The organism is Nonomuraea glycinis (genome assembly GCF_014646515.1).
Classification (GTDB): Bacteria; Actinomycetota; Actinomycetes; order Streptosporangiales; family Streptosporangiaceae; genus Nonomuraea; species Nonomuraea glycinis.
Window position 1 is genome coordinate 405,895 of record NZ_BMNK01000002.1, and the last position, 19,222, is coordinate 425,116.

The 19,222-nt window shown below is 70.9% G+C and carries 20 protein-coding genes and 1 riboswitch; of the genes, 14 read left to right on the forward strand and 6 right to left on the reverse strand.

The window, feature by feature from the left end:
- The first annotated feature begins 8 nt into the window (after window positions 1-8).
- The 3 genes from IEY87_RS07170 to IEY87_RS07180 all read left to right on the forward strand — a co-directional run bounded on the left by IEY87_RS07170 (window position 9) and on the right by IEY87_RS07180 (window position 3,861).
- Window positions 9-872 carry a branched-chain amino acid ABC transporter permease gene (locus tag IEY87_RS07170; protein ID WP_189137689.1) on the forward strand — a complete coding sequence of 288 codons (864 nt, stop codon included), beginning with the start codon at window positions 9-11 and terminating at the stop codon, window positions 870-872.
- A gap of 2 nt (window positions 873-874) precedes the next feature.
- The gene (locus tag IEY87_RS07175; RefSeq protein ID WP_189138158.1) at window positions 875-1,876 is read left to right on the forward strand and encodes a branched-chain amino acid ABC transporter permease; all 1,002 of its coding nucleotides are present in this window, start codon (window positions 875-877) and stop codon (window positions 1,874-1,876) included.
- A 128-nt stretch (window positions 1,877-2,004) separates the two neighbouring features.
- Window positions 2,005-3,861, forward strand: coding sequence for a helix-turn-helix domain-containing protein (locus tag IEY87_RS07180; RefSeq protein WP_189137690.1), 1,857 nt, complete (start codon window positions 2,005-2,007; stop codon window positions 3,859-3,861).
- Between the two features lie 15 nt (window positions 3,862-3,876).
- On the opposite strand, the gene IEY87_RS07185 is transcribed toward IEY87_RS07180, so the two are convergent.
- Window positions 3,877-4,767, reverse strand: a complete 891-nt coding sequence (locus IEY87_RS07185) for a D-alanyl-D-alanine carboxypeptidase family protein (RefSeq protein ID WP_189137691.1) — start codon at window positions 4,765-4,767, stop codon at window positions 3,877-3,879.
- Window positions 4,768-4,773: 6 nt separating this feature from the next.
- A riboswitch (cyclic di-AMP (ydaO/yuaA leader) is annotated at window positions 4,774-4,913 on the reverse strand.
- Window positions 4,914-5,073: 160 nt separating this feature from the next.
- Window positions 5,074-5,451 (reverse strand): MerR family transcriptional regulator, encoded by a 378-nt coding sequence (locus IEY87_RS07190; RefSeq protein WP_189137692.1) that lies wholly within the window; start codon window positions 5,449-5,451, stop codon window positions 5,074-5,076.
- A gap of 93 nt (window positions 5,452-5,544) precedes the next feature.
- Here IEY87_RS07190 and IEY87_RS07195 point away from each other — a divergent pair, with 93 nt between their 5' ends.
- Window positions 5,545-6,150 carry an SDR family NAD(P)-dependent oxidoreductase gene (locus IEY87_RS07195; protein WP_225277119.1) on the forward strand — a complete coding sequence of 202 codons (606 nt, stop codon included), beginning with the start codon at window positions 5,545-5,547 and terminating at the stop codon, window positions 6,148-6,150.
- Between the two features lies 1 nt (window position 6,151).
- Window positions 6,152-6,283 (forward strand): hypothetical protein, encoded by a 132-nt coding sequence (locus IEY87_RS46615; RefSeq protein WP_263651730.1) that lies wholly within the window; start codon window positions 6,152-6,154, stop codon window positions 6,281-6,283.
- 79 nt (window positions 6,284-6,362) lie between these two features.
- Here the strand turns inward: IEY87_RS46615 and IEY87_RS07200 are convergent, their stop codons facing one another.
- The gene (locus IEY87_RS07200) at window positions 6,363-6,740 is read right to left on the reverse strand and encodes a hypothetical protein (RefSeq protein WP_189137693.1); all 378 of its coding nucleotides are present in this window, start codon (window positions 6,738-6,740) and stop codon (window positions 6,363-6,365) included.
- 183 nt (window positions 6,741-6,923) lie between these two features.
- Between IEY87_RS07200 and IEY87_RS07205 the strand changes: the two genes are divergently transcribed.
- The 6 genes from IEY87_RS07205 (at window position 6,924) to IEY87_RS07230 (ending at window position 11,987) form a co-directional block, all read left to right on the forward strand.
- Window positions 6,924-7,985 (forward strand): hypothetical protein, encoded by a 1,062-nt coding sequence (locus tag IEY87_RS07205; protein ID WP_189137694.1) that lies wholly within the window; start codon window positions 6,924-6,926, stop codon window positions 7,983-7,985.
- Window positions 7,982-9,250, forward strand: a complete 1,269-nt coding sequence (locus IEY87_RS07210) for a sensor histidine kinase (protein ID WP_189137695.1) — start codon at window positions 7,982-7,984, stop codon at window positions 9,248-9,250. Before IEY87_RS07205 ends, IEY87_RS07210 begins: the two co-directional genes overlap by 4 nt.
- Window positions 9,247-9,897 carry a response regulator transcription factor gene (locus tag IEY87_RS07215; protein WP_189137696.1) on the forward strand — a complete coding sequence of 217 codons (651 nt, stop codon included), beginning with the start codon at window positions 9,247-9,249 and terminating at the stop codon, window positions 9,895-9,897. The genes IEY87_RS07210 and IEY87_RS07215 overlap by 4 nt, the downstream gene beginning before the upstream one ends.
- A 139-nt stretch (window positions 9,898-10,036) precedes the next feature.
- A complete protein-coding gene (locus IEY87_RS07220) occupies window positions 10,037-10,180 on the forward strand; it encodes a hypothetical protein (RefSeq protein ID WP_189137697.1) in 144 nt (47 codons plus the stop codon).
- Window positions 10,177-11,331, forward strand: coding sequence for a sensor histidine kinase (locus tag IEY87_RS07225; RefSeq protein WP_189137698.1), 1,155 nt, complete (start codon window positions 10,177-10,179; stop codon window positions 11,329-11,331). Before IEY87_RS07220 ends, IEY87_RS07225 begins: the two co-directional genes overlap by 4 nt.
- Window positions 11,328-11,987 (forward strand): response regulator, encoded by a 660-nt coding sequence (locus IEY87_RS07230; protein ID WP_189137699.1) that lies wholly within the window; start codon window positions 11,328-11,330, stop codon window positions 11,985-11,987. The genes IEY87_RS07225 and IEY87_RS07230 overlap by 4 nt, the downstream gene beginning before the upstream one ends.
- A gap of 114 nt (window positions 11,988-12,101) precedes the next feature.
- Here IEY87_RS07230 and IEY87_RS07240 read toward each other — a convergent pair whose 3' ends face one another.
- Entirely contained in the window at window positions 12,102-13,022 is a 921-nt protein-coding gene (locus tag IEY87_RS07240) for an AraC family transcriptional regulator (RefSeq protein WP_189137700.1), read from the reverse strand.
- Window positions 13,023-13,096: 74 nt separating this feature from the next.
- Between IEY87_RS07240 and IEY87_RS07245 the strand changes: the two genes are divergently transcribed.
- On the forward strand, window positions 13,097-14,110 hold the full coding sequence (locus IEY87_RS07245; RefSeq protein WP_189137701.1) for an SDR family NAD(P)-dependent oxidoreductase: 1,014 nt from the start codon (window positions 13,097-13,099) through the stop codon (window positions 14,108-14,110).
- 22 nt (window positions 14,111-14,132) lie between these two features.
- Here the strand turns inward: IEY87_RS07245 and IEY87_RS07250 are convergent, their stop codons facing one another.
- On the reverse strand, window positions 14,133-14,618 hold the full coding sequence (locus tag IEY87_RS07250) for a hypothetical protein (RefSeq protein WP_189137702.1): 486 nt from the start codon (window positions 14,616-14,618) through the stop codon (window positions 14,133-14,135).
- 216 nt (window positions 14,619-14,834) lie between these two features.
- Here IEY87_RS07250 and IEY87_RS07255 point away from each other — a divergent pair, with 216 nt between their 5' ends.
- Window positions 14,835-15,299 carry a nuclear transport factor 2 family protein gene (locus IEY87_RS07255; RefSeq protein WP_189137703.1) on the forward strand — a complete coding sequence of 155 codons (465 nt, stop codon included), beginning with the start codon at window positions 14,835-14,837 and terminating at the stop codon, window positions 15,297-15,299.
- 92 nt (window positions 15,300-15,391) lie between these two features.
- The gene (locus IEY87_RS07260) at window positions 15,392-15,937 is read left to right on the forward strand and encodes a TetR/AcrR family transcriptional regulator (RefSeq protein ID WP_189137704.1); all 546 of its coding nucleotides are present in this window, start codon (window positions 15,392-15,394) and stop codon (window positions 15,935-15,937) included.
- A gap of 114 nt (window positions 15,938-16,051) precedes the next feature.
- Here the strand turns inward: IEY87_RS07260 and IEY87_RS07265 are convergent, their stop codons facing one another.
- On the reverse strand, window positions 16,052-19,195 hold the full coding sequence (locus tag IEY87_RS07265; protein ID WP_189137705.1) for a BTAD domain-containing putative transcriptional regulator: 3,144 nt from the start codon (window positions 19,193-19,195) through the stop codon (window positions 16,052-16,054).
- Between the last annotated feature and the right edge of the window lie 27 nt (window positions 19,196-19,222).

Below are 19,222 nucleotides of genomic sequence, written 5' to 3' on the forward strand. Positions count from 1 at the left end.
CGGCCGGCGTGCTCCAGCAGGCGTTCAACGGGTTGGTGGGCGGGGCGTTCTACGCCCTGCTCGCCCTCGGCCTCGCCGTCATCTTCGGCATGCTCGGCGTGGTCAACCTGGCCCATGGCGCGTTCTACATGCTCGGCGCCTTCGGCGCGTTCGTCGCGCTGGACTCCTTCGGGCTGAGCTTCTGGGTGGCCCTGGTGCTGGTCCCGCCGCTGCTGGGGCTGGCCGGGGTGGTTCTGGAACGGCTGTTCATCCGGCGGCTGACGCCGCTGGATCCGCTCTACGGCTTTCTGTTCACCTTCGGGCTGGCGCTCATCCTGCAGGACCTGGTCAAGCGGGAGTACGGGGTGAGCTCCCAGCCCTACCCGAGGCCGGCGGAGCTGAGCGGCACGGTTGACCTGGGGCTGTTCACCTACCCCGCCTACCAGGTGTTCGTGCTGGCGGTGTCGGTGCTGGTGTGCGTCGTGGTGTGGGTGGTGCTCACCCGTACCCGGGTCGGGATGATCGTGCGGGCCGCGACCGAGCGGCCCGAGCTGACCCGGGCGCTGGGCATCGACGTCGGCCGGTGGGTGACCCCCGTGTTCGGCTTCGGGGTGGCGCTGGCCGCGTTCGCCGGGGTGCTGGCCGCGCCGATGCGGGCCGTCAACCCGCTGATGGGCGCCGATCTCATCATCACCGTCTTCGCGGTGGTGGTGATCGGCGGGCTGGGCTCGGTGTTCGGCTCGGTCGCGGCGGGTTTCGCCGTCGGGCTGGTGTCGGCCCTGGGGAACCTGTACGTGCCCGCGCTCTCCCAGACGATGGTGTTCATCCTCATGGCCGCCGTGCTGCTGTGGCGCCCGGCCGGGCTGTTCGGACAGCAGGAGGCGTTCCGGTGATCATGTCCAGGCTGGCCCGCGCGGGCCGAGGCGGGCCGTTGCTGCTGGCCCTCGGGCTGTTCGCCGCCCTCGTCCTGCCCTGGATGATCTATCCGCCGGTGGCGCTGGACATCGCCTGCTGGGCGCTGTTCGCCGCGGCGGTGGACCTGCTGCTGGGCTTCACCGGGCTGCTGTCGTTCGGGCACGCCGCGTTCTGGGGCGGGTCGGCCTACTGCACCGGGCTGATCGCGCTGCACACCGGGCTGCCGTTCCCGGTCGCGATCGTGGGTGGCGCGGCGTTCGCGGCCCTGCTGGCGCTGCCGATCGGCTTTCTGTCGGTACGGCTCAGCGGCATCTACTTCGCCATGGTCACCCTGGCCTTCGCCCAGATGACGTACTTCGTCGCCAACCAGTGGCGGGACGTCACCGGCGGGGAGAACGGCCTGCAGGGCATCCCCCGGGAGCTGTTCGGGCTCGACCTGTCCGATTCGTTCTCCTTCTACTACGCGGGGCTGCCGTTCGTGCTGGTCGGCCTGTTCGTCGCCTGGCGTATCGTCCGCTCGCCGTTCGGCCGGGTGCTGGTGTCGATCCGCGCCAACCCGGACCGGGCGCGCGCCCTCGGCTACCCCGTCGACCGCTACCGGCTGCTGGCCTTCGTCCTGTCCGCCGCGCTCTCCGGGATGGCCGGGGGAGTCTTCGCCATGGGCCACGGCTTCGCCTCGCTGGAGGGCGTGTACTGGACCACCTCCGGGCAGGCCGTGATGATGGTCATCCTCGGCGGGATCGGCACGTTGTGGGGCGGCGCCATCGGCGCGGCCCTGGTCGTTCAGCTGCAGGACTTCCTGGCCACCGCCGGGTTCGCGGAGACCGGGATCATCACCGGCTCGATCTTCATCGTGGTCGTGCTGCTGTTCCGCCGGGGCATCTGGGGGACCGCCCGCCACCTGCTGGCCTCCCGGCGCAAAGCCGCCGCGCCGGGCGAGGTGGCCGCCGAGCCCAGGAAGTCCGTCGACACTCCCGCCTGATAATTCGCGACCACAGGTCTTGACTCTTGCTCACTGTGGGAGCGCGAATGTTACAACGATGGACAAACACGCGGCCGTCGACGGCGTCGGCATCATCGGACGAGGCCGCGTTGACGGGAGCAAGGGTTGTGAACAGGCGCAGTTTCCTGCAGCTTCTCGTGGACGAGGCACCGCTGCCCCACTACGACGAGGTCCTGCACGCCGCGGTGGCCACCGCCGCCTCACCCGCCGAGGTGGCGGACCTGCACGCCGAACACACGCTGGCCCTCCAACTGCGCGACACACTGGAGAAACGGCGCAGCCGCCAGGAGCAGCAGCGTGCGCTGGTCGAGTGCGCCAAGGAGCTGGCGGAGGACCGCAGCGACCCGGACGCGATTTTGAGCCTGATCGTGAGCCAGGCGCAGCGGCTGCTCGGCTGCGACATGTCCTACCTGAGCCTGAACGACAACGCGGGCCGGGCGACCTGCATGCAGGTGATGGTCGGCGCGACCTCCTCGGCGTGGAAGGACGTCCGGATCCCGTTCGGCGTCGGGGTCGGCGGCCGGGTCGCCGCCACGGGCACGCCGTTCTCGACGCATGACTACTTCAGCGACGAACGGCTGACGCACGATCCGGTCGTCGACGCCTCGGTCAGGGCGGAGCGGCAGGTGTCGATCGTGGCCGTACCGTTGCGCAACAGCGCCGTCATCGGGGTGCTGTTCGCCGCCAACCGCACGCCGGGCTGGTTCTCCCACGACGCCATCGCCCTGCTGGGGTCCTTCGCCGCACTCGCCGCTACGGTCATCGAGCAGGCGCGGTCGAGGCACGAGCAGGCCCAGACCGTGACGGCCCTGCGGCAGGCGAACGAGACGCTCCGGCAACGTGCGCTCGACCAGGAAAAAGCGGTCGCGGCGCACGACCAGAGCATGGCCATCGTGCTCCGGGGCGGCGGCGTACAGGAGGTCGTGACCGCGGTGGGTGATCAACTCGGCGGGGTGCTGGCCATCTTCGACGAGTTCGAGACGCCCGTCGCCTGGACCCCCGGGGCCTCCGAGAAGATCCTGAAAGCGATGTCCGGCGCGCGCGACGGGACCTACCGGGTCACCGATCTCGTGGCCGGCACCGAGAATCTCGGCACCCTGGTCTGGGCCCCACCGGCCGCGCCGGCCCAGGTCGGCGACCTGGAGCGGCGGCTGCTCACCCGGGCGGCCGTCGTCGCCTCGCTGCTCCAGCTGTTCAGCCGCAACCTCGCCGCCGCGGAGGCCAGGGTGCGCGGCGAGCTGCTCGACGACCTCCTCACGCCCACCCCTCGTACGTACACCTCACTGGCCGAGCGCGCCCATCGGATCGGCTACCAGCCCCAGAAGCGGCACGCCGTCGTCGTCGCGCACATCCGGGCGGAGAACCGGCAGAGCCTCGCCTCGGTCGCGTCCGACCTCGCGGCCGCTCGCGACGGCCTGAGCACGGTACGGGACGGCCAGGCGATCCTGGTCATCCCCTCCGACGACCCGTCGCTGACGGGCCGGCGGATAGCGCGCTCGATGACCATGCGGCTGGGGTCGCCGGTCACGGTCGGCGCGGCGGGACCGGTCGACGATCCGGCCGACCTGCCCGCCGCCTACGTCGAGGCGCTGGCGTGTGCCCAGGCCCTGCTCCGGCTGGAACGGGTGGGAGTGGCCGCCACGGCCGCCGACCTCGGGTACGCCGGGCTGCTGCTGGGTGACGGCGCATCCGCGGTCCGGTTCGTGGCGCGGACGCTGGGTCCGGTCATCCGGCACGACGAACGGCGCTCGACCGCGCTGATGGAGACGCTGGAGGCGTACTTCGCCACCGGGCAGAGCCTCGTGGCCAGCGCCAAGCGGCTGCACATCCACCCGAACACCGTCACCCAGCGCCTCGACCGGGTCAGACGGCTGCTCGGGGTGGACTGGAACAGCCCGGATCACATGCTGGAGGTGCAGCTGGCGCTGCGGCTGCATCGCCTCGGCCGCGAGCTCGACGACTGACGCGCCAGGCCGGGCTCATCGGTCGTTGGTGGCGGCCCAGTCCAGCAGGGCCTGGGCGGTGTCGAAGCGGCGGCTGGAGTCGGTCTCGCCGAGCAGCACGCCGATCAGCCGGTGGCCGTCGTGCTCGGCCGCGAAGGCGAGGGTGTAGCCCGCGGCCCGGGTGTACCCGGTCTTCACCCCGAGCACGCCCGGGTGGCCGAGCAGCCGGTTGGTGTTCTTCCAGCTGTACGAGCCGTGCTCGGACGTGGCGCCGACCGAGTGGTACCGGGTCGAGGCGACCTTCCTGAGGGTGTCGTCGTCCAGCAGCGCCTTGGCGAGCATCGCCTGGTCCCGGGCGGTGGAGTAGCCGCCGCCCCGGTAGGGCATGCCGTCGGCGTTGACGTACTTGGTGTCGTTCATGCCGAGCCGGCGGGCGGTGTCGTTCATCTCGCCGACGAACGCCGGCACGCCCGGCCCGTACACGCGGGCGAGCGCGTGCGCGGCGTCGGCGCCGGAGGGGAGCATCAGCGCGTACAGCAGGTCCTCGACGGTGAGGACGTCGCCGGCGCGCAGGTAGGCCACCGACGCCCCACCCTGGGCGGCGTACCGGACGTCCGCAGCGGTGACCTTGACCTTGTCCGTCGGCTTGGCCTGCTTGAGCACGGTGTAGGCGGTCATCGCCTTGGTGATGCTGGCGACCGGCCGGCGCAGATCGGCCTGCTTGCTGAAGCGCACCTCGCCGCTCTCCGCGTCCATCAGGTAGGCGGCGCTGCCGAGCACGGCGGGCGCGTCGGTGACGGGGGCATGGGGCTGGGTGGCGGTGGTGGCCGGCGCGGCGGCCTGCGCGGCACCGGCGCCCGCGGTCAGGGCGCCGGTGGCGACGGCGAGGCCGAGCAGGGCATGACTGAGCCGGTCGGTGAGACGCATGGTTGCTCCTAGCTTCCATACCGCCTACCGGGTTAGCTGACGGGTTCGGGCGTGGAAGTGCCCTACGGCGCGGGTACGGCGCCGATTCACCCCGGAAAGAGTGGGTCCCCGGCTCCGCCTGACGGCGGATTAGGCGGCCGCGCGAAGGCGCGGTCCGGGCAATGAACAGCAACGGCTCTATAGGCGAAACCGCTACTCGAAGCACAAAACTTATCAAACAGGTATAAATCGGTCAAGAAATGGTGTCAGACCGCACCGAAGTAGCGGCTGCAGGTCGGGGCTGAGAGCCGCGATCGCCGTACGCGGCTACCGGCCCGCCCTCGGACGCGCGGCGGAGCACTGATCGGGGTGCCGGGCGAAGTCGATCACCTGGTCCAGTTGGGCGAGAGCCTGCCCCAGCTCGGCCATCTTCGCCGCGATGCGGTCGCGCTCGACGGACAGGATGTCGAGGGCCTCGGGCATCGTGGTGCCCGCGTCGACGAAGGGCAGCATCCGCAGGATGGTCCGGCTGGGCAACCCCGCGGCGTAGAACTGCTGGATGAGGCGGACCCGCTGGACCGCGGACTCGGGGTAGCTGCGCTGCCCGTTCGCCGTGCGCTCGGGGCTGAGCAGCCCTTGCTCCTCGTAGTAGCGCAACGCTCGCGTGCTCACTCCGGCGCGGCTCGCCACATCCCCGATGCGCACGATGCTCCCCTCGACTTGCCCTTGACGTCAACGTCAACTATTAGCGTAGCCGCGTCGAGCCCACCAGCTACGCATGAGAAGGAAACGCCCCACATGGACATCACCGACCAGATCGCCCTCGTCACCGGCGCCAACCGCGGCATCGGCCGCCAGTTCGTCGCCGAACTCCTCGAGCGCGGCGCCCGGAAGGTCTACGCGACCGCCCGCCGCCCCGACCTGCTCGAAGCATCCGGGCTCTCCGGGCTCGCCGGGGCCTCCGGGGCCTCCGGGGTCGAGGTGCTGACCTTGGACATCACCGACCACGACTCGATCCGCGCGGCGGCCGCCGCGGCGTCGGACGTCACGCTGCTCGTCAACAACGCGGGCATCTCCACGAGCACACCGCTGCTCACGGGCGACCGCGCGGAGATCCGCCGCGAGATGGACACGCACTTCTGGGGCACGCTCGACATGATCCGCGCGTTCGCACCGGTGCTCGCCGCCAACGGAGGCGGCGGCATCGTGAACGTGCTCTCCGCCCTGTCGTGGTTCGTATCTCCCGGCAACGGCGCCTACGCGGCGGCGAAAGCGGCCGCCTGGAACATGACCAACGGTGTACGGCTGGAGCTCGCCGGGCACCCTGGTCCAGGCCGTGCACCTCGCCGCGGCGGACACCGACATGACGGCCGGATACGACGTACCCAAGATCGATCCCCGTGACGTGGCCCGCGCGTCTCTCGACGGCCTCGTCGCCGGGGCTCTCGAGGTCCTCGCCGACGAGCCGAGCGCGTTCGTCAAGGCCTCGCTCGCCGGTGATCCCACCGCGTTCTACGCCATGGTCCTCGCCGGCTGAGCCGGCAGTGGTCAGGACGCCGTGACCGTGCCGAGGCGGGCGAACTGTGACCGGCCGGCGACCGTGCTTCCGACTGGCGTCAGATCAGCCGGGGCAGGCCGTAGCGCAGGGCCTTCAGCAGGAGGGTCCGGGTGAGCCAGCCGAGCGCGGCGGTGAACAGCGGCGCCCAGAACAATGGGTTGAGCGAGGTGAGGATCACGAACACGAGCGGCACCCACGGCGCGTGCACCGCGGCGTAGACCCAGGTGGTCTTGCGCAGCCTGATCACCCGGGCGATGTCGGGCAACGCGAAGAACAGCAGGGTGGCGAGACAGGCCGTCACACCGTACGTGAGGCCCTGGGCGATGGCGAATCCGCCGACGAACACCGTGGCCACCCACCACGCGATCTTCCGTAACCACGGACTGCGATCCTCAGGCTCCTGGGCCGATTCATCGTAAGGAAGTTCGAGCGTCACGCGACCAGCCTAGCCACCCGGAGCCACGGCGAGTCCCTGCACGCATGACACGGTGGCCCGCGTACCTCCTACCCTCGTAGGAAGAGTCCTGGATGCCAGAGGGCGAGAGTCATCCTGAGGGAGGACCCCGTCGCGACCTGGCGACGACGTGCGGCCCCTCGCCGGGGCGGCAGATTGAGGCAGGTGAGCATCCCGCGAACCACGAACTCGATTCCCGACAGAACCACGCCGTCGCCGGCCCGCCGCCGTACGGTGGTGCCGGTCCTGGTCGCCGCCGCCTGGTCGGTGACCTATCTGATCCTCGGCCTGCTCTGGGCCTTCGGCGGCCCCGGATACCCGTTCGACGCCGGCCGCGCGGGCATGGGCGACACCATCCTCGACCCGCTGCCCGCGGCGGCCGGCGGCGCCGTACTGGCGGTGCTGGCGCTGGTGAGCGGTGCCGTCGCGGTGCTCGCCGCCAGGGGGTCGCTCAACCTGCCGGCCGCCGTCGTGGCGATCGTGGTCGGCTTCGGCCTGGCGGTGGTCCTGCCGGACGTGCGGATCCTGATGACCGCCGGATACCTGCCGGTCATGTTCGTCGGCGCGCTCGCCGGTCAGGTGGAGTTCGCGATGATCGCGACCATGCTGACCTGGCCGAGCGTCAATCTGCTGATCCTGATGGCGGCCGGGCTCAGCCTGCTGGTGCTGGGCACGCGTGAGGTGTTGGGAGCCACGGGGAGGCCGATCGGCTTCGCCGGCGCACTCCGGGCCGGTCGCTACGCGGTCGCCCTCGCGGTCGCCGTCCCCGTGGTCTACGCCGTCACTCGTTTCGGCTGGCTCCTGGGCGTTCCCGTCGGCATCAGCGACGAGTTCCTGGCCTACATCGCCGAGATCACCCCCATCGGTGCCGGGCTCAGCGCTCTCGGTCTCCTCGGCGCGATCCTGGCCGTCGGCATGGTCCGGCCGTGGGGCGAGATCTGGCCGCGCTGGGTGCCGTTGCTGCGTGGTCGGCCGATTCCCGAGCGTTTCCCGGCGTACGCGGCGCTGGTCGTCTCGCTCCCCATCACGTCCGCCGGGCTGATGTACGTTCGCAAGAAGCTCAGCGGTGAGCAGATGGGCCCGCCCGGAGCCAACGCCGAGCTCGGCGCCTGGCTGCCGGAGATGCTGTGGCCGCTGTGGGGCGCGGCCCTGGCCGTGGCCGGCCTCGCTTACCTCGCCCGTCGCCGTACGGGCCGCTACCTCGACCACGGACGTGCACGACGATGACGAAGGCGACGCGGCCCTGCGTGGACTCGTTTCTCGGCCGGCACCGGGTGAGCGGTGACGCCGCGCTGGCGGTCCTGCTCGCTCTGCCGCTCGGTCTGATCTCGCTCAGCCTGCTCAGGGCGTCGGACAGCCCGCTGTCCATCCGTCTGGTCACGGGTTTCGGCCTGCTGATCCTGCACGGTTCTGTGGTGCCGCGTCGTCTGTGCCCTCGGGCGGCCTACGGCATCGCCGCCGCTGCGATGGTGCTTCTCGTGCTGCTGCCGCCGCTGCATGACCCGTCCAGCGGGGCCAACTACCCGCCGGTCCTGCTGCCGAGCACCCTGGTCTTCGGGCTGCTGCTCTACACGGTGGCGGGCCGGCTCGACCTCCTGTCCAGCCTGGCCTGCCTGGCTGTCGCCTTGATGGGCGTGGGCCTGGTGGTCGCGCGCCTGTGGGACCCGGTTTCGTGGGGAGGTTCGTCGGGCAGCTATGAGCTGCCCGTGTGGCGGATCGGGCTGGCGGCCGGCCTCGCCGCGGCGGCGGTGTGCTTGTGGTCGCTGGGCCGCCTCAGCGGGATGCGTGCGTTGTTCCTGGCGGAGCTCGCGGCCAAGGCGGAACGCGCCGAGGCCGATCGCGCACGCGAACGGGCGGAGGCGGCCCGCGCGGAGCGCGACCGGATCAGCCGGGAGATGCACGACGTGGTCTCGCACTCGCTGGCCGTCATGGTCAGCCAGGCGGAGGGCGGCCGGTTGTCCGATCCCGACGCGCCGGGAGCCGCCGTGTTCGGCACGATCGCCGGCGTCGGGCGGGACGCGCTGCGCGACATGCGCGGGCTGCTGGGCGTGCTGCGCGCGGACGGCGAGGTGGAGGGCCCGGCCCCCCAACCGCGCCTCGCCGACCTCCCTGACCTGCTCGAACACGTACGCCGTACGGGAGTTCGGGTCGTGGTGCGGGAGACCGGGGACGCCCGGCCCCTGCGCCCCGCCGTCGACCTGACCGCCTACCGCGTCATCCAGGAAGGGCTGACCAACGTCATCAAGCACGCGGGCGTGACGGCCACCGCCGACATGACGATCGCGTGGCGCCCCGACAGACTGGACATCACCATCGAGGACGACGGTGCCGGCCCGCCTCCCGGCGAGGCGGGCGCCGGGCTGACCGGGATGCGTGAACGCCTGAGCATGGTGGGCGGCAGCCTGCACGTCAGCGGCCGGCCCGGGGCGGGGTTCGAGCTGTCGGCCGCCGTGCCCTATGACGCGAGGAGTCTCTCATCATCAGGATCATGATCGTCGACGATCAGGAACTGCTCCGTAACGGCCTGACCATGGTCGTCAGGTCGCAGCCCGACGTGGAGGTGGTAGCCGAAGCCGGTGATGGCCTGGAAGCCCTGGAGGTGCTGCGGTCACGGTCAGTCGACGTGGTGGTGATGGACATCCGCATGCCCCGGATGGACGGTGTCACCGCCACCCGCGAGATCCAGCGGATGGACAACCCGCCGAAGGTGCTGGCGCTGACCACGTTCGACCTCGACGAGCACGCGTTGGCCGCGCTTCGCGCCGGTGCGAGCGGATTCCTGCTGAAGGACGCCCCCGGTGAGGAGATCATCGCCGCCATCCGGCATGTGCACCGAGGCGACTCGATCATCGCGCCCGCCACGACCCGGCGGCTGATCGGGCAGCTCGTCGCCAGAGCCGACACCGACCCGGACGCCGTTCTCAACGCGCTCACCGAGCGCGAGCGAGAGGTCTTCCTCGGCATGGCCCGCGGCGCCTCCAACGCCGAGATCGGGGCCGGCCTCTTCCTGTCGGAGACCACGGTCAAGACGCATGTCGGGCGGATCCTGGCCAAGCTCGGGCTCCGCGATCGGGTCCAGGCGGTCGTGCTGGCCTACGAATCCGGCGTCGTCACGCCGGGCGACCGCGAAGTTCAGTAGCGGTGCTCCTGAGCGCTTGTCCCCCGCGCGAGCTACCTGCGAATGTCCACCGGACGGTGACGACCTCCGGCCGGCCGATCCGTAGCGTTCCCCACGTAACCGCGGCGCTCGGACCGCGGGACATCGCAAGGGAGCCGTCATGCGACTGTTGCAGCAACTCGTGGCCATAGCGGCGGTCGCTTTCGGAGGCGCTACGGGTGTGAGCGCGGCACAGGGGAACGCGCTGCGCACCCTGATCCTGGGCGGCCACCGGGTCCACACGACCGCTACGCTCTCCCAGTGATCGATCTCCGCCGGGTCCCGGACCTGTGGCGTCGGTGTGACGTCACAGTCCGGGATTTCCCGCTCGCGCTGCTGTTAACCGTTCTGTCACTCCTGCCGGAGTTCCAAGGCGACGGGACGCAGATCAGCGAACTGCCGAGCCGCCCCTACGGCCTGCTGGCCGTCCTGGTGATCTCCCTGGAGTGCCTCCCGCTCACCGTGCGCCGACGGTGGCCGGCCGCCGCTCTCGTCCTGGTGTCGCTCGGCTTCGCCCTCGACCAGCTCTACGGCTTCTACGCGGTGGGAGGCATCTCGCTGCCCATCGCGCTCATCAGCGCGGGCGCCCATCTGGAACGCCACCGGCGCATCACCGCGATCATCCTGTCCGCCGCCTACGTGCCGCTCATGGTCGCGCTCAATCTGCTCGGCGCGAACGAGAGCCTGCCCGACATCGTGGCGTTCTACGTGGCGCTGGCGCTCTCGTGGGGCATCGGGTCCTGGCTGCGCTCCACCCGGGCCGCCGAGACCGAACGCCGCATCCATGTCGCCGAGGCCACCCGCACCGCCGAACGCACCCGGATCGCCCGCGAACTCCACGACGTCGTGACCCACCACGTGACGGCGATGGTCGTACAGGCGGAGGCGGCGCGCTACCTGACCGGCGCGCCCGATCGCCTCGACGCGACCCTGAGCGCCGTCACCGACACCGGCCGGCGGGCCATCACCGACCTGCGGCACCTGCTCGACCTGCTCAACCCCGACCACCACGCCGACATCAGGGCGCCGTCGGTCGGCGATCTGCACACGCTCGTGGAGCAGACCCGCCTGGCCGGGCAGCCGGTGGAGTTCATCCAGGAGGGCGAACCGGCGGAATCGGCGGGCAGCGCCGAGTTCGTGACCTATAGGGTCGTGCAGGAGTCCCTGACGAACGCCCTCAAATACGCCCACGGCAGCCAGACCGTCGTCCACGTGCGCTATGGGCAGAAGGAGATCAGCGTGCAGGTCACCACCGACGGTTCCGGCTCGCGGGCCGGTTCTCCTGGCGGGAGCGGGCGCGGCCTCGCCGGGCTCCGCGAGCGGGTGGACGCCCTGGGCGGTGAGTTCAGGGCCGACCGGCAGGCGGACGGAGGTTTCGCGGTACGGGCGAGCATCCCCGCCGGGAGCCCGTCGTGACCGCGCCGGTCCGGGTCCTGATCTGCGACGACCAGGCGTTGATCCGGACCGGATTCTCCACGATCATCGGCGCGCAGCCCGACCTGGAGGTGGTCGGCGAGTGCGGGGACGGGCGCGCCGCGGTCGACCTCGCCCACGAGCTGAAGCCGGACATGGTGGTGATGGACATCCGGATGCCGGTGCTCGACGGCATCGAGGCGACCCGCCTGCTGGCCGGCGCCGGGGTGGCGCATCCCATCAAGGTGCTCGTGGTGACGACGTTCAACCTGGACGAGTACGTGTACGAGGCGCTGCGCGCGGGGGCGAGCGGGTTCCTGCTCAAGGACGCGCCACCGGCGCAGCTGCTGCACGGCATCCGTACCGTCGCGACCGGCGCCGCGCTGCTGGCACCCGAGGTGACGCGGAAGCTCGTCGGCAGGTACGCGGCGCGGATCCGCCCCATGCAGGGCGCGCCGGAGGACGTCGCGCTGGCCCCGCGCGAGCTGGAGGTGCTGCGCCTCATCGCCAACGGCCTGTCCAACAGCGAGATCGCCGCGACGTTGGTGATCAGCCAGGAAACCGTCAAGACGTACGTGTCCCGCATCCTCACCAAGCTCGACCTGCGCGACCGCGTGCAGGCGGTCGTCTACGCCTACCGCAACGGCCTGGTGACCTGAGACCCGCTGCCGCGCACCGCGTCGAGACAGCCGGCGATGGCGTCCCGGTTGCGCATCAGGCAGTCGATGCGCTCGGTCATCTTGTCGCGTTCGCGCTCCAGGAGGGCGGCGGCTTCACCTCGGGGAGGACTCGGCGCGCAACCGGTGCCGGTAGCGCAGCGGTGACTCGCCCACCTCCCGTTTGAACGCCGTACTGAACGCGCTTTCTGACGCGTAGCCCAGGTCGGCGGCGAGCGAGCCGACGCGGACGTCGTCATCGCGGAGTGCGCGCTGGGCCAGCAGCATCCGCCAGTGGTTGAGGTAGGTCAGCGGCGGCATGCCCGCCACGGTACGGAAGCGCTCGGCGAACGACGTCCGTGACATCGTCGCGGCCTGCGCCAGCTCGTCCAGCCGCCAGGGCCTGCCCGGCTCGGTGTGCATCAGGGTGAGCGCCGGGCGCAGTCGTTCGTCGGTCAGCGCCCGTAGCCACCCCGAGGGCAGCGGCGTCTGCTCGACATAGGCCCGCAGCACTTCGAGCAGCAGGAGCTGGCCGTACTGCCGGATCGCGAACGCCGAGCCGATCCGGTCCGTGCTCACCTCCTCGAACAGCCGGTGGAGGGTGCCGCGCAGGTTGGCCGCCGTCTTGATGTGGGCCACCGGCGGAAGCGCCTGGAGCAGCAGGGCCCGACCGGCCGGGTTGAGGTCGACATGACCGCCGAGGATGACGTCGTCGGTGTCCCAGTCGATGCCGATGAGGCGAGTGGCGGGGTCGTTCTCCTCGGGCGTGACCTCGCGGGGCGGGCCGTCGCCGGTGCCGCCCTGGAGCTCCAGCCACGACCGGTCGTTCAGGATCGCGACGTCGCCCGCCGCGAGCTCGATCGGACCGTCGATGCCGTCGGTGACCAGCTGGGCCCGGCCGTACACCACCGCGATGAACTTCAACGAGATGCCGACGGCGGCGCGCGACACCCAGGGGCCCCGGATCGCGAATCCGCCGGACAGCAGTCCGCGAACCTCGACGAGATCGAAGACTTCGGACAGTTGATCGCCGACCATGTCCGTACTATCGCGCAAAAAATACGGACTTACAACCATTCAGCGTACGGACAGCCGGGTGCAGGGTGGTAACCATGACACAGAAACAACGCCCTGTCGGATCCGGCTTCACCGCGGCCTCGACGGCCGACGACGTGCTCAAGGGCATCGACCTGTCCGGTACGAACGTCGTCGTCACCGGCGGTCACGTCGGGCTCGGCCTGGAGATGACCCGGGCGCTCAGCAAGGCCGGCGCGTCCGTCACCGTCGGCTCGCGCGACCCGGACCGCGCCGCGCCCGCGCTGGCCGGCATCGAGCGCGTCCAGGCCGGCCGGCTGAACCTCCTCGACCCGGCGTCGATCGACGCCTTCGCCGTCCGCTACCTAGATTCCGGCCGGCCACTCCACATCCTGATCAACAGCGCCGGCATCATGGGCGGCCCACTGGTCCGGGACGCGCGTGGCTACGAGTCGCAGTTCGCGACCAATCATCTCGGCCACTTCCAGTTGACCCTCGGCCTGCTGCCCGCCCTGCGCGCCGCGCACGGCGCCCGGGTCGTCAACCTGACCTCCGGCGGCCATCGCGTCTCCGACATCCGCTGGGACGACCCGCACTTCACCACCGGCTATGACGGCATGCTCGCCTACGGTCAGTCCAAGACCGCCAACATCCTCTTCGCCGTCGAGTTGGATCGGCGCTGGGCCGAAGCGGGAATCCGCGGCTACGCCGTGCACCCGGGCATAGTCATCAGCACGAACCTCGGGCCCTTGCTGGCCGAGGGCGAAAAGCGGACACAGTGGCTGAGTGACGACGCGCTGCGGGCCATGGGACTGATCGACGAGTCCGGCCGGACGATCATCGACCCCGAGCGGGGGAAGAAGACGCCGCAGCAGGGCGCCGGCACCGGTGTGTTCGCCGCGACCAGCCCGCTGCTCGCCGACATCGGCGGGGTCTACCTGCAGGACAACGACATCTCACCGCTGGGCACCCCGCAGCCCATCGACTTCGGCACCCATGACGACATCCCGACCGACGTCGTCCCCTATGCCCTCGACCCGGAGTCGGCCCGGCGACTCTGGGACCTGAGCGAGCGCCTGCTCCAGGGCTGACGACGGCGCCGCCGGCAGGCGGCTACTTGACCACGCGGCCGGTCGTCGGCCGACCGTCCGAGGGCATGGCCATGCAGTAGACGGTCCTGTGGCGGGGCCAGTCATCCGCGGTGGGCCCAAATGCCCAAAGGCTGACTTTTCCGGCTTTCGACTCTTTGATCCGCAATCTGGGCAGGCATCCGTTCTCCATGAGCCGGGTCATGTCCGCCGCCGGGTACGGCCCCTCGGGGAGTATGTACGTGGTGGCGAACTCGGCCGAGTGCGGCACGTCGCAGGGGACGACGGTCACCATGGACGTCTGGGGCAAGGGCTCGACGCAGTCGCCGGGACGTAACTCGGTGGCATGGAACTCCTGCGCACCGGGGACGGCGCTCTGCTGCGGTGGCGTCTCCGGGGCGGGGGCGGGTGCCGCCTCGGCAGCCGTGGACGACGCTGACCGCGCCGATTCAGTCGCGCAGCCGGCGAGCGGGATGAGGAGGCATAAGGCCATCAGCGAGGTGCGAACCATGGCATACGAGGGTGGCGGCTGCAGATCACCTTGAGATCGCGAACGGGCCTCCAGCTGATGATCATCGGATCGGGACGGTTGACACTTAAGATGAAAGTGGTCTATTACTTACATCTAGCGACAGAGAGCTGGCTGCTACGTTTCGCCAGTTCGTAGCCTCATAATAAAGCGGTCAACCGCTTCTATACCTGGCCGACTTCAGAGAAGGGTTCAGTGATGAGCAACACTCAGCAGGGCACCGACAGCGTCCGGGCTGCCGCGCAGCAGACGTTCAGGAACCACCTGGACCACCTGTCCTCCGGGCGGTTCGCCGAGTGGGTGGACCTGTTCACCGAGGAGGGCGTGCTGGAGTTCCCCTACGCCCCGAAGGGCTACCCGGCCCAGGTCGCGGGCAAGCAGGACCTGCTCGTCCACCTGAAGAGCTTCTCCGAGAACTTCCGCGTGAAGTTCACCGACCTGCGCTTCCACGAGACCACCGACCCTTCGCTGGTCATCGCGGAGCTCAAGAGCGAGGGCGTCGCGCTGGAGACCGGCCGGCCCTACAACCAGACCTACATCTCCGTGGTCGAGACGAAGGACGGCAAGATCAGCCGGTACGTCGACTTCTGGAACCCCCAGGTGGCCGCCGAAGCCCTCGGCGGCGGAAGCGACGACCTGGTCTCGGCGTTCAGCAACGACTGAAGACGTCCGTCACCCGGCAAGGGCAGCGGACGGGCCGCTCCGAAACGGACCAGCGGTTTGACGCCCTTGTCGGAGATTGGTTGATTACTTCTATGGACACCAGGACACGACAGCGTTCCACCGCCGAGGAGCGCCGGGCCACGGTCATGCGCACGGCGATCAAGGCGTTCGCCGAGCGCGGCTATTACGGGACCTCGACGATGGACGTGGCCAAGGCCGCGGGCATCTCGCAGGGCTACCTGTACCGGCTGTTCAAGGACAAGGAGACGCTGTTCGCGGCCCTGGTGGACTACTGCTCGGACCGCCTTCGGGAGTCCGTGGCCGCCGCGGCGGCCACGGCGCGGAGCACCGATCCGGAGGCGGTCCTACGGGCGCTGACCGCCTCGTACGACGAGGTCATCGCCGACCGGGACGTGCTGATGATCCTCATGCACGCCCAGGGCTGCGCGGGTGAGCCGGTCATCGGCGAGGCGGTGCGCAGCTGCTACGCCAGGCAGGTCGAGTACATCCGCGCCGTCTCCGGCGCCTCCGACGAGCAGATCCGCCGCTACTTCGCGGACGCCCTGCTCAGCAATGTCGTGGTGGCGATCGACGCCGCCGCCGTCGACGCGCCCTGGGCGCGCACGCTGCGGGCCTAGCAGCCGGTCCTTATGGGAGCAGTCAACCGCTTACTCTGGTCTCGGCGCGTGCAGCGCGGTCAACGCCTGGCCTTCGAGCAGGCGGAAGCCGCAGGATCCGGCGATCGCCACGGCCTACTCGGCGGTGTGGCTCGCCGAGGCCGGGTCGCCGGCGGAGAGCCGGACGGTGGCGAGGCCGGCCAGGGCCCGTGCCTCCACGAACGGGTAGGTGTCGTGCGCGATCGTCACGCACTGCTCGAACCAGTGGGCGGCGGCCGTCGTGTCGCCGAGCGCGAGGTACGCCTGCGCCGCGGTGGCCGCGGTCTGCGCCGTGGCCTTCCTGTCGTGGACCACGATCGCCATGTCGTGCGCGCGCCTGGCCAGCTCCAGTGCGGTGGCGGCGTCGCCGCGCTGCCGGTGCAACTGGCTCAGCTCGTCCAAGGTGGACAGCTCGCCGCGCAGGTTCGCCCCCTTGCGGTACGCCGCGAGCACGTCGGTGAGCAGCTCGGCGGCGCGCGCCTCCGCGCCGAGTTGACGTAAGGCGCTCGCCAGGTTGCCCCGGTTGGCCAGCGCCGACGTCTCCCTGCCGGTCGCCACGTTGATCTCCAGCGCCGCGGTGAACAGCTCGGCGGCGTCCCGCAGCTCGCCCTGGCACAGTCGCAGCATCCCGAGCCCGTTGAGCGCGACCGCCCGTACGTGGCCGAGCCGGTCGTCCTCGGTCAGCTCCAGCGCGCGGTGCAGCCACTCCTCCGCGTCGGTGATCTTGCCGTGCTCCAGATGGTGCCACCCGATGTGATGGGACAGGTACGCCGCGGCCGTCGTCCAGCCGGTGGTGGACGCGAGCCGTTCGCCGGCCAGGCAGTCGGACAGCGCCTCCTCGTCCCGGCCGACCGACCACAGCGCCTGGCCGCGGCTGATCAGCATCGCGGTCCGCGCGACGTCGTCGCCGGCTCTGACGGCCGCGTCCAGACCCGCCTCCGCCGCGGGCAGCCAGCCGTCGATGTGCCGGCGGATCAGGAAGTAGCCGCGGAGCTGGTCGGTGATCCGCCAGGACAGCGCGCGGTCGGCAGACCCGGCCGTGTGCCTGACGACGGCGACCAACGCGGGCAGCTCGGCGTCCAGCCAGGCGAGCGCGTCGGCCTCGGTGGCGAAGATCGCGTCCCGCTCCGCATGCGTGTCCAGCCGTACGAGCTGCGGGTACACCCACTCCATCGCGGCCGTCACCGCGTCGGTGTACCACGTGTACAGCCGGGAGCGCGCGCTCTCGCCCTCGGCGTCGTCGGCGAGCAGCCGCCGGGCGTACAGGCCCAGCAGGTCATGGAACCGGTAGCGGTCCGTCGCGTACTGCATCAGCATGTTCGCCTCGAGCAGGTCCTCCAGCACGCGGTCGGCGTCGGTCGCCGGCATCGCCAGCAGGACGCCGGTGGTGTCGGCGGCGAAGTCGTCACCGGGGTGCAGGCTGCACAGCCGGAACGCGCGCTGCGCCGCGGCGCTCAGGTCGGTGTAGCTGAGCTGGAAACTGGTGAGCACGCTGGACTCACCGGTGGACAGCTCGCTGAGCCGGCGGTTGTCGTCGTGCAGCCGGCGGGTCAGGTCGCCGATGGCCCACGCCTGCCGGGTGGCCAGCCGCGCGCTCGCGATGCGCAGCGCGAGCGGCAGCCGCGCGCACGCCTCGGCGAGCGCGCCGGCCGCGTCGGGATCGGCGTCGATCCGGTGCGATCCCGTGGTCGCGGCGATCAGCGCGATCGACTCCTCCGGGTCGAGCGGTTCGAGGTGCACGACGCTCGCACCGGCGAGGCCGAGCACCCGGCGCCGGCTGGTCACGATCAAGTCGCTGCGGCCCGCTCCCGGCAGCAGCGGCCGGACCTGGTCGGCGTCATGCGCGTTGTCCAGCAGCACCAGCATCCGCCGATCGGCGAGCTCACTGCGGAACAGCGCGGCCGCCTCGGCCTCGTCGGTCCCGATCTGCCTGCTCGGCACGCCCAGCGCCCGCAGGAACCGGCCGAGCACCTGCATCGGCTCCGGCGGGGTCGCGGTGGCGCCGCGCAGGTCGGCGTAGAGCTGACCGTCGGGATACTCCGCGCGCAACCGGTGCGCGGCGGCGAGCGCGAGAGCGGTCTTACCGACTCCGGCGATGCCGTCGATCATGACGATGCGGGGCGAGCTCGGTCCGGGCTCCTGGTCCGTCCTGGCGAGCACGGCCTCGATCCTGGCCATGTGATCCGCTCTGCCGACGAAGTCCGGCGGCGCGGCGGGCGCCTGCTGGATCGAGGTCCGTCCCCGCTTCCGCCGGGCGTGCCCCTCCTGCTGCCGGAGCACCGCGAGCTGGGCGGAGCGCAGCCGCTCACCGGGATCGATGCCGAGCTGGTCGGCGAGTGCGGACCGGATCCGGTCGTAGGCCGCGAGCGCCTCCGCCTGCCGGCCGCTCGCGGCCAGGGTCAGGATCAGCTCGGCGTGCAGCGGCTCGTCCAGCTCGCGCCGGTGCGCCAGCTCCCGCACCGGTATCAGCGCCCGTTCCGGCCGGCCGAGGTCGCGCGCCAGAGCGGCGAACGTCTGGACGGTGGTGGCGTACTCGCCGGCTATCGCGGTGTAGAGCGGGCTCGACGCCGGCCCCTCCGCGTCGATCTCGCCGCGCCACAGCGCGACGGCCTCGGCGAGCCGGCTCAACGCCTCCTCAGGAGTGCCGTACGCCGCCCGCGCGGTGAGATCGCGGAACGTCAGCAGGTCCAGCTGATCGGCGGTGACCGCGAGCCGGTAGCCGGACTGGCCGCCGAGCAGCACGCTGTCGGAGTCCAGCAGCCGCCGTAATCGGGCGACGTGCGTGTGCAGCAGGGCCACCGGGTTCTGGGTTTCGCCGTGTGGCCACAGGAGGTCGATGAGCTCGTCCTGGCCGACCGCCGTACCGGCGCCGAGCGCGAGCCGCGCGAGCAGCGTGCGTTGCAGGTCGGAGCCGAGGGGCGCCTGGACGTCGCCGTGCCAGACCTCGATCGGACCGAGCACCCGGATGCGCAGCGGGCCGCCGCGGATCGGACCGGCCTCGGCGAGCTGTGCGCGGTGGGCCTCGGCGGCGGCGTGCAGGTGCTCGACGTCCGGCCCGCTCAGCCCGAGTGCGGTGGCGATGGCCTGGACCGACTCCCGCCTCGGGCTCCTCGTCCGGCCCTGCTCCAGATCGCGGATCGCGCCCGCGCTCATGCCCGCCCGATCGGCGAGTTGCCGTTGCGTCACTCCGGCGCGGCGGCGATGGGCTCGAAGCAGCCCGCCGAAGCTTGTCTCCGTCACTCGTGCCTACACCGAGTGATCAGACTG

Excerpts from the sequence above, each read along its gene's own strand:
- IEY87_RS07175 (WP_189138158.1), top strand. The coding sequence starts at position 875 with ATGTCCAGGCTGGCCCGCGCGGGCCGAGGCGGGCCGTTGCTGCTGGCC.
- IEY87_RS07185 (WP_189137691.1), bottom strand. The coding sequence starts at position 4,767 with ATGCGTCTCACCGACCGGCTCAGTCATGCCCTGCTCGGCCTCGCCGTC.
- IEY87_RS07195 (WP_225277119.1), top strand. The coding sequence starts at position 5,545 with ATGGACATCACCGACCAGATCGCCCTCGTCACCGGCGCCAACCGCGGC.
- IEY87_RS07210 (WP_189137695.1), top strand. The coding sequence starts at position 7,982 with ATGACGAAGGCGACGCGGCCCTGCGTGGACTCGTTTCTCGGCCGGCAC.
- IEY87_RS07215 (WP_189137696.1), top strand. The coding sequence starts at position 9,247 with ATGATCGTCGACGATCAGGAACTGCTCCGTAACGGCCTGACCATGGTC.
- IEY87_RS07220 (WP_189137697.1), top strand. The coding sequence starts at position 10,037 with ATGCGACTGTTGCAGCAACTCGTGGCCATAGCGGCGGTCGCTTTCGGA.
- IEY87_RS07240 (WP_189137700.1), bottom strand. The coding sequence starts at position 13,022 with ATGGTCGGCGATCAACTGTCCGAAGTCTTCGATCTCGTCGAGGTTCGC.
- IEY87_RS07245 (WP_189137701.1), top strand. The coding sequence starts at position 13,097 with ATGACACAGAAACAACGCCCTGTCGGATCCGGCTTCACCGCGGCCTCG.
- IEY87_RS07250 (WP_189137702.1), bottom strand. The coding sequence starts at position 14,618 with ATGGTTCGCACCTCGCTGATGGCCTTATGCCTCCTCATCCCGCTCGCC.
- IEY87_RS07255 (WP_189137703.1), top strand. The coding sequence starts at position 14,835 with ATGAGCAACACTCAGCAGGGCACCGACAGCGTCCGGGCTGCCGCGCAG.
- IEY87_RS07260 (WP_189137704.1), top strand. The coding sequence starts at position 15,392 with ATGGACACCAGGACACGACAGCGTTCCACCGCCGAGGAGCGCCGGGCC.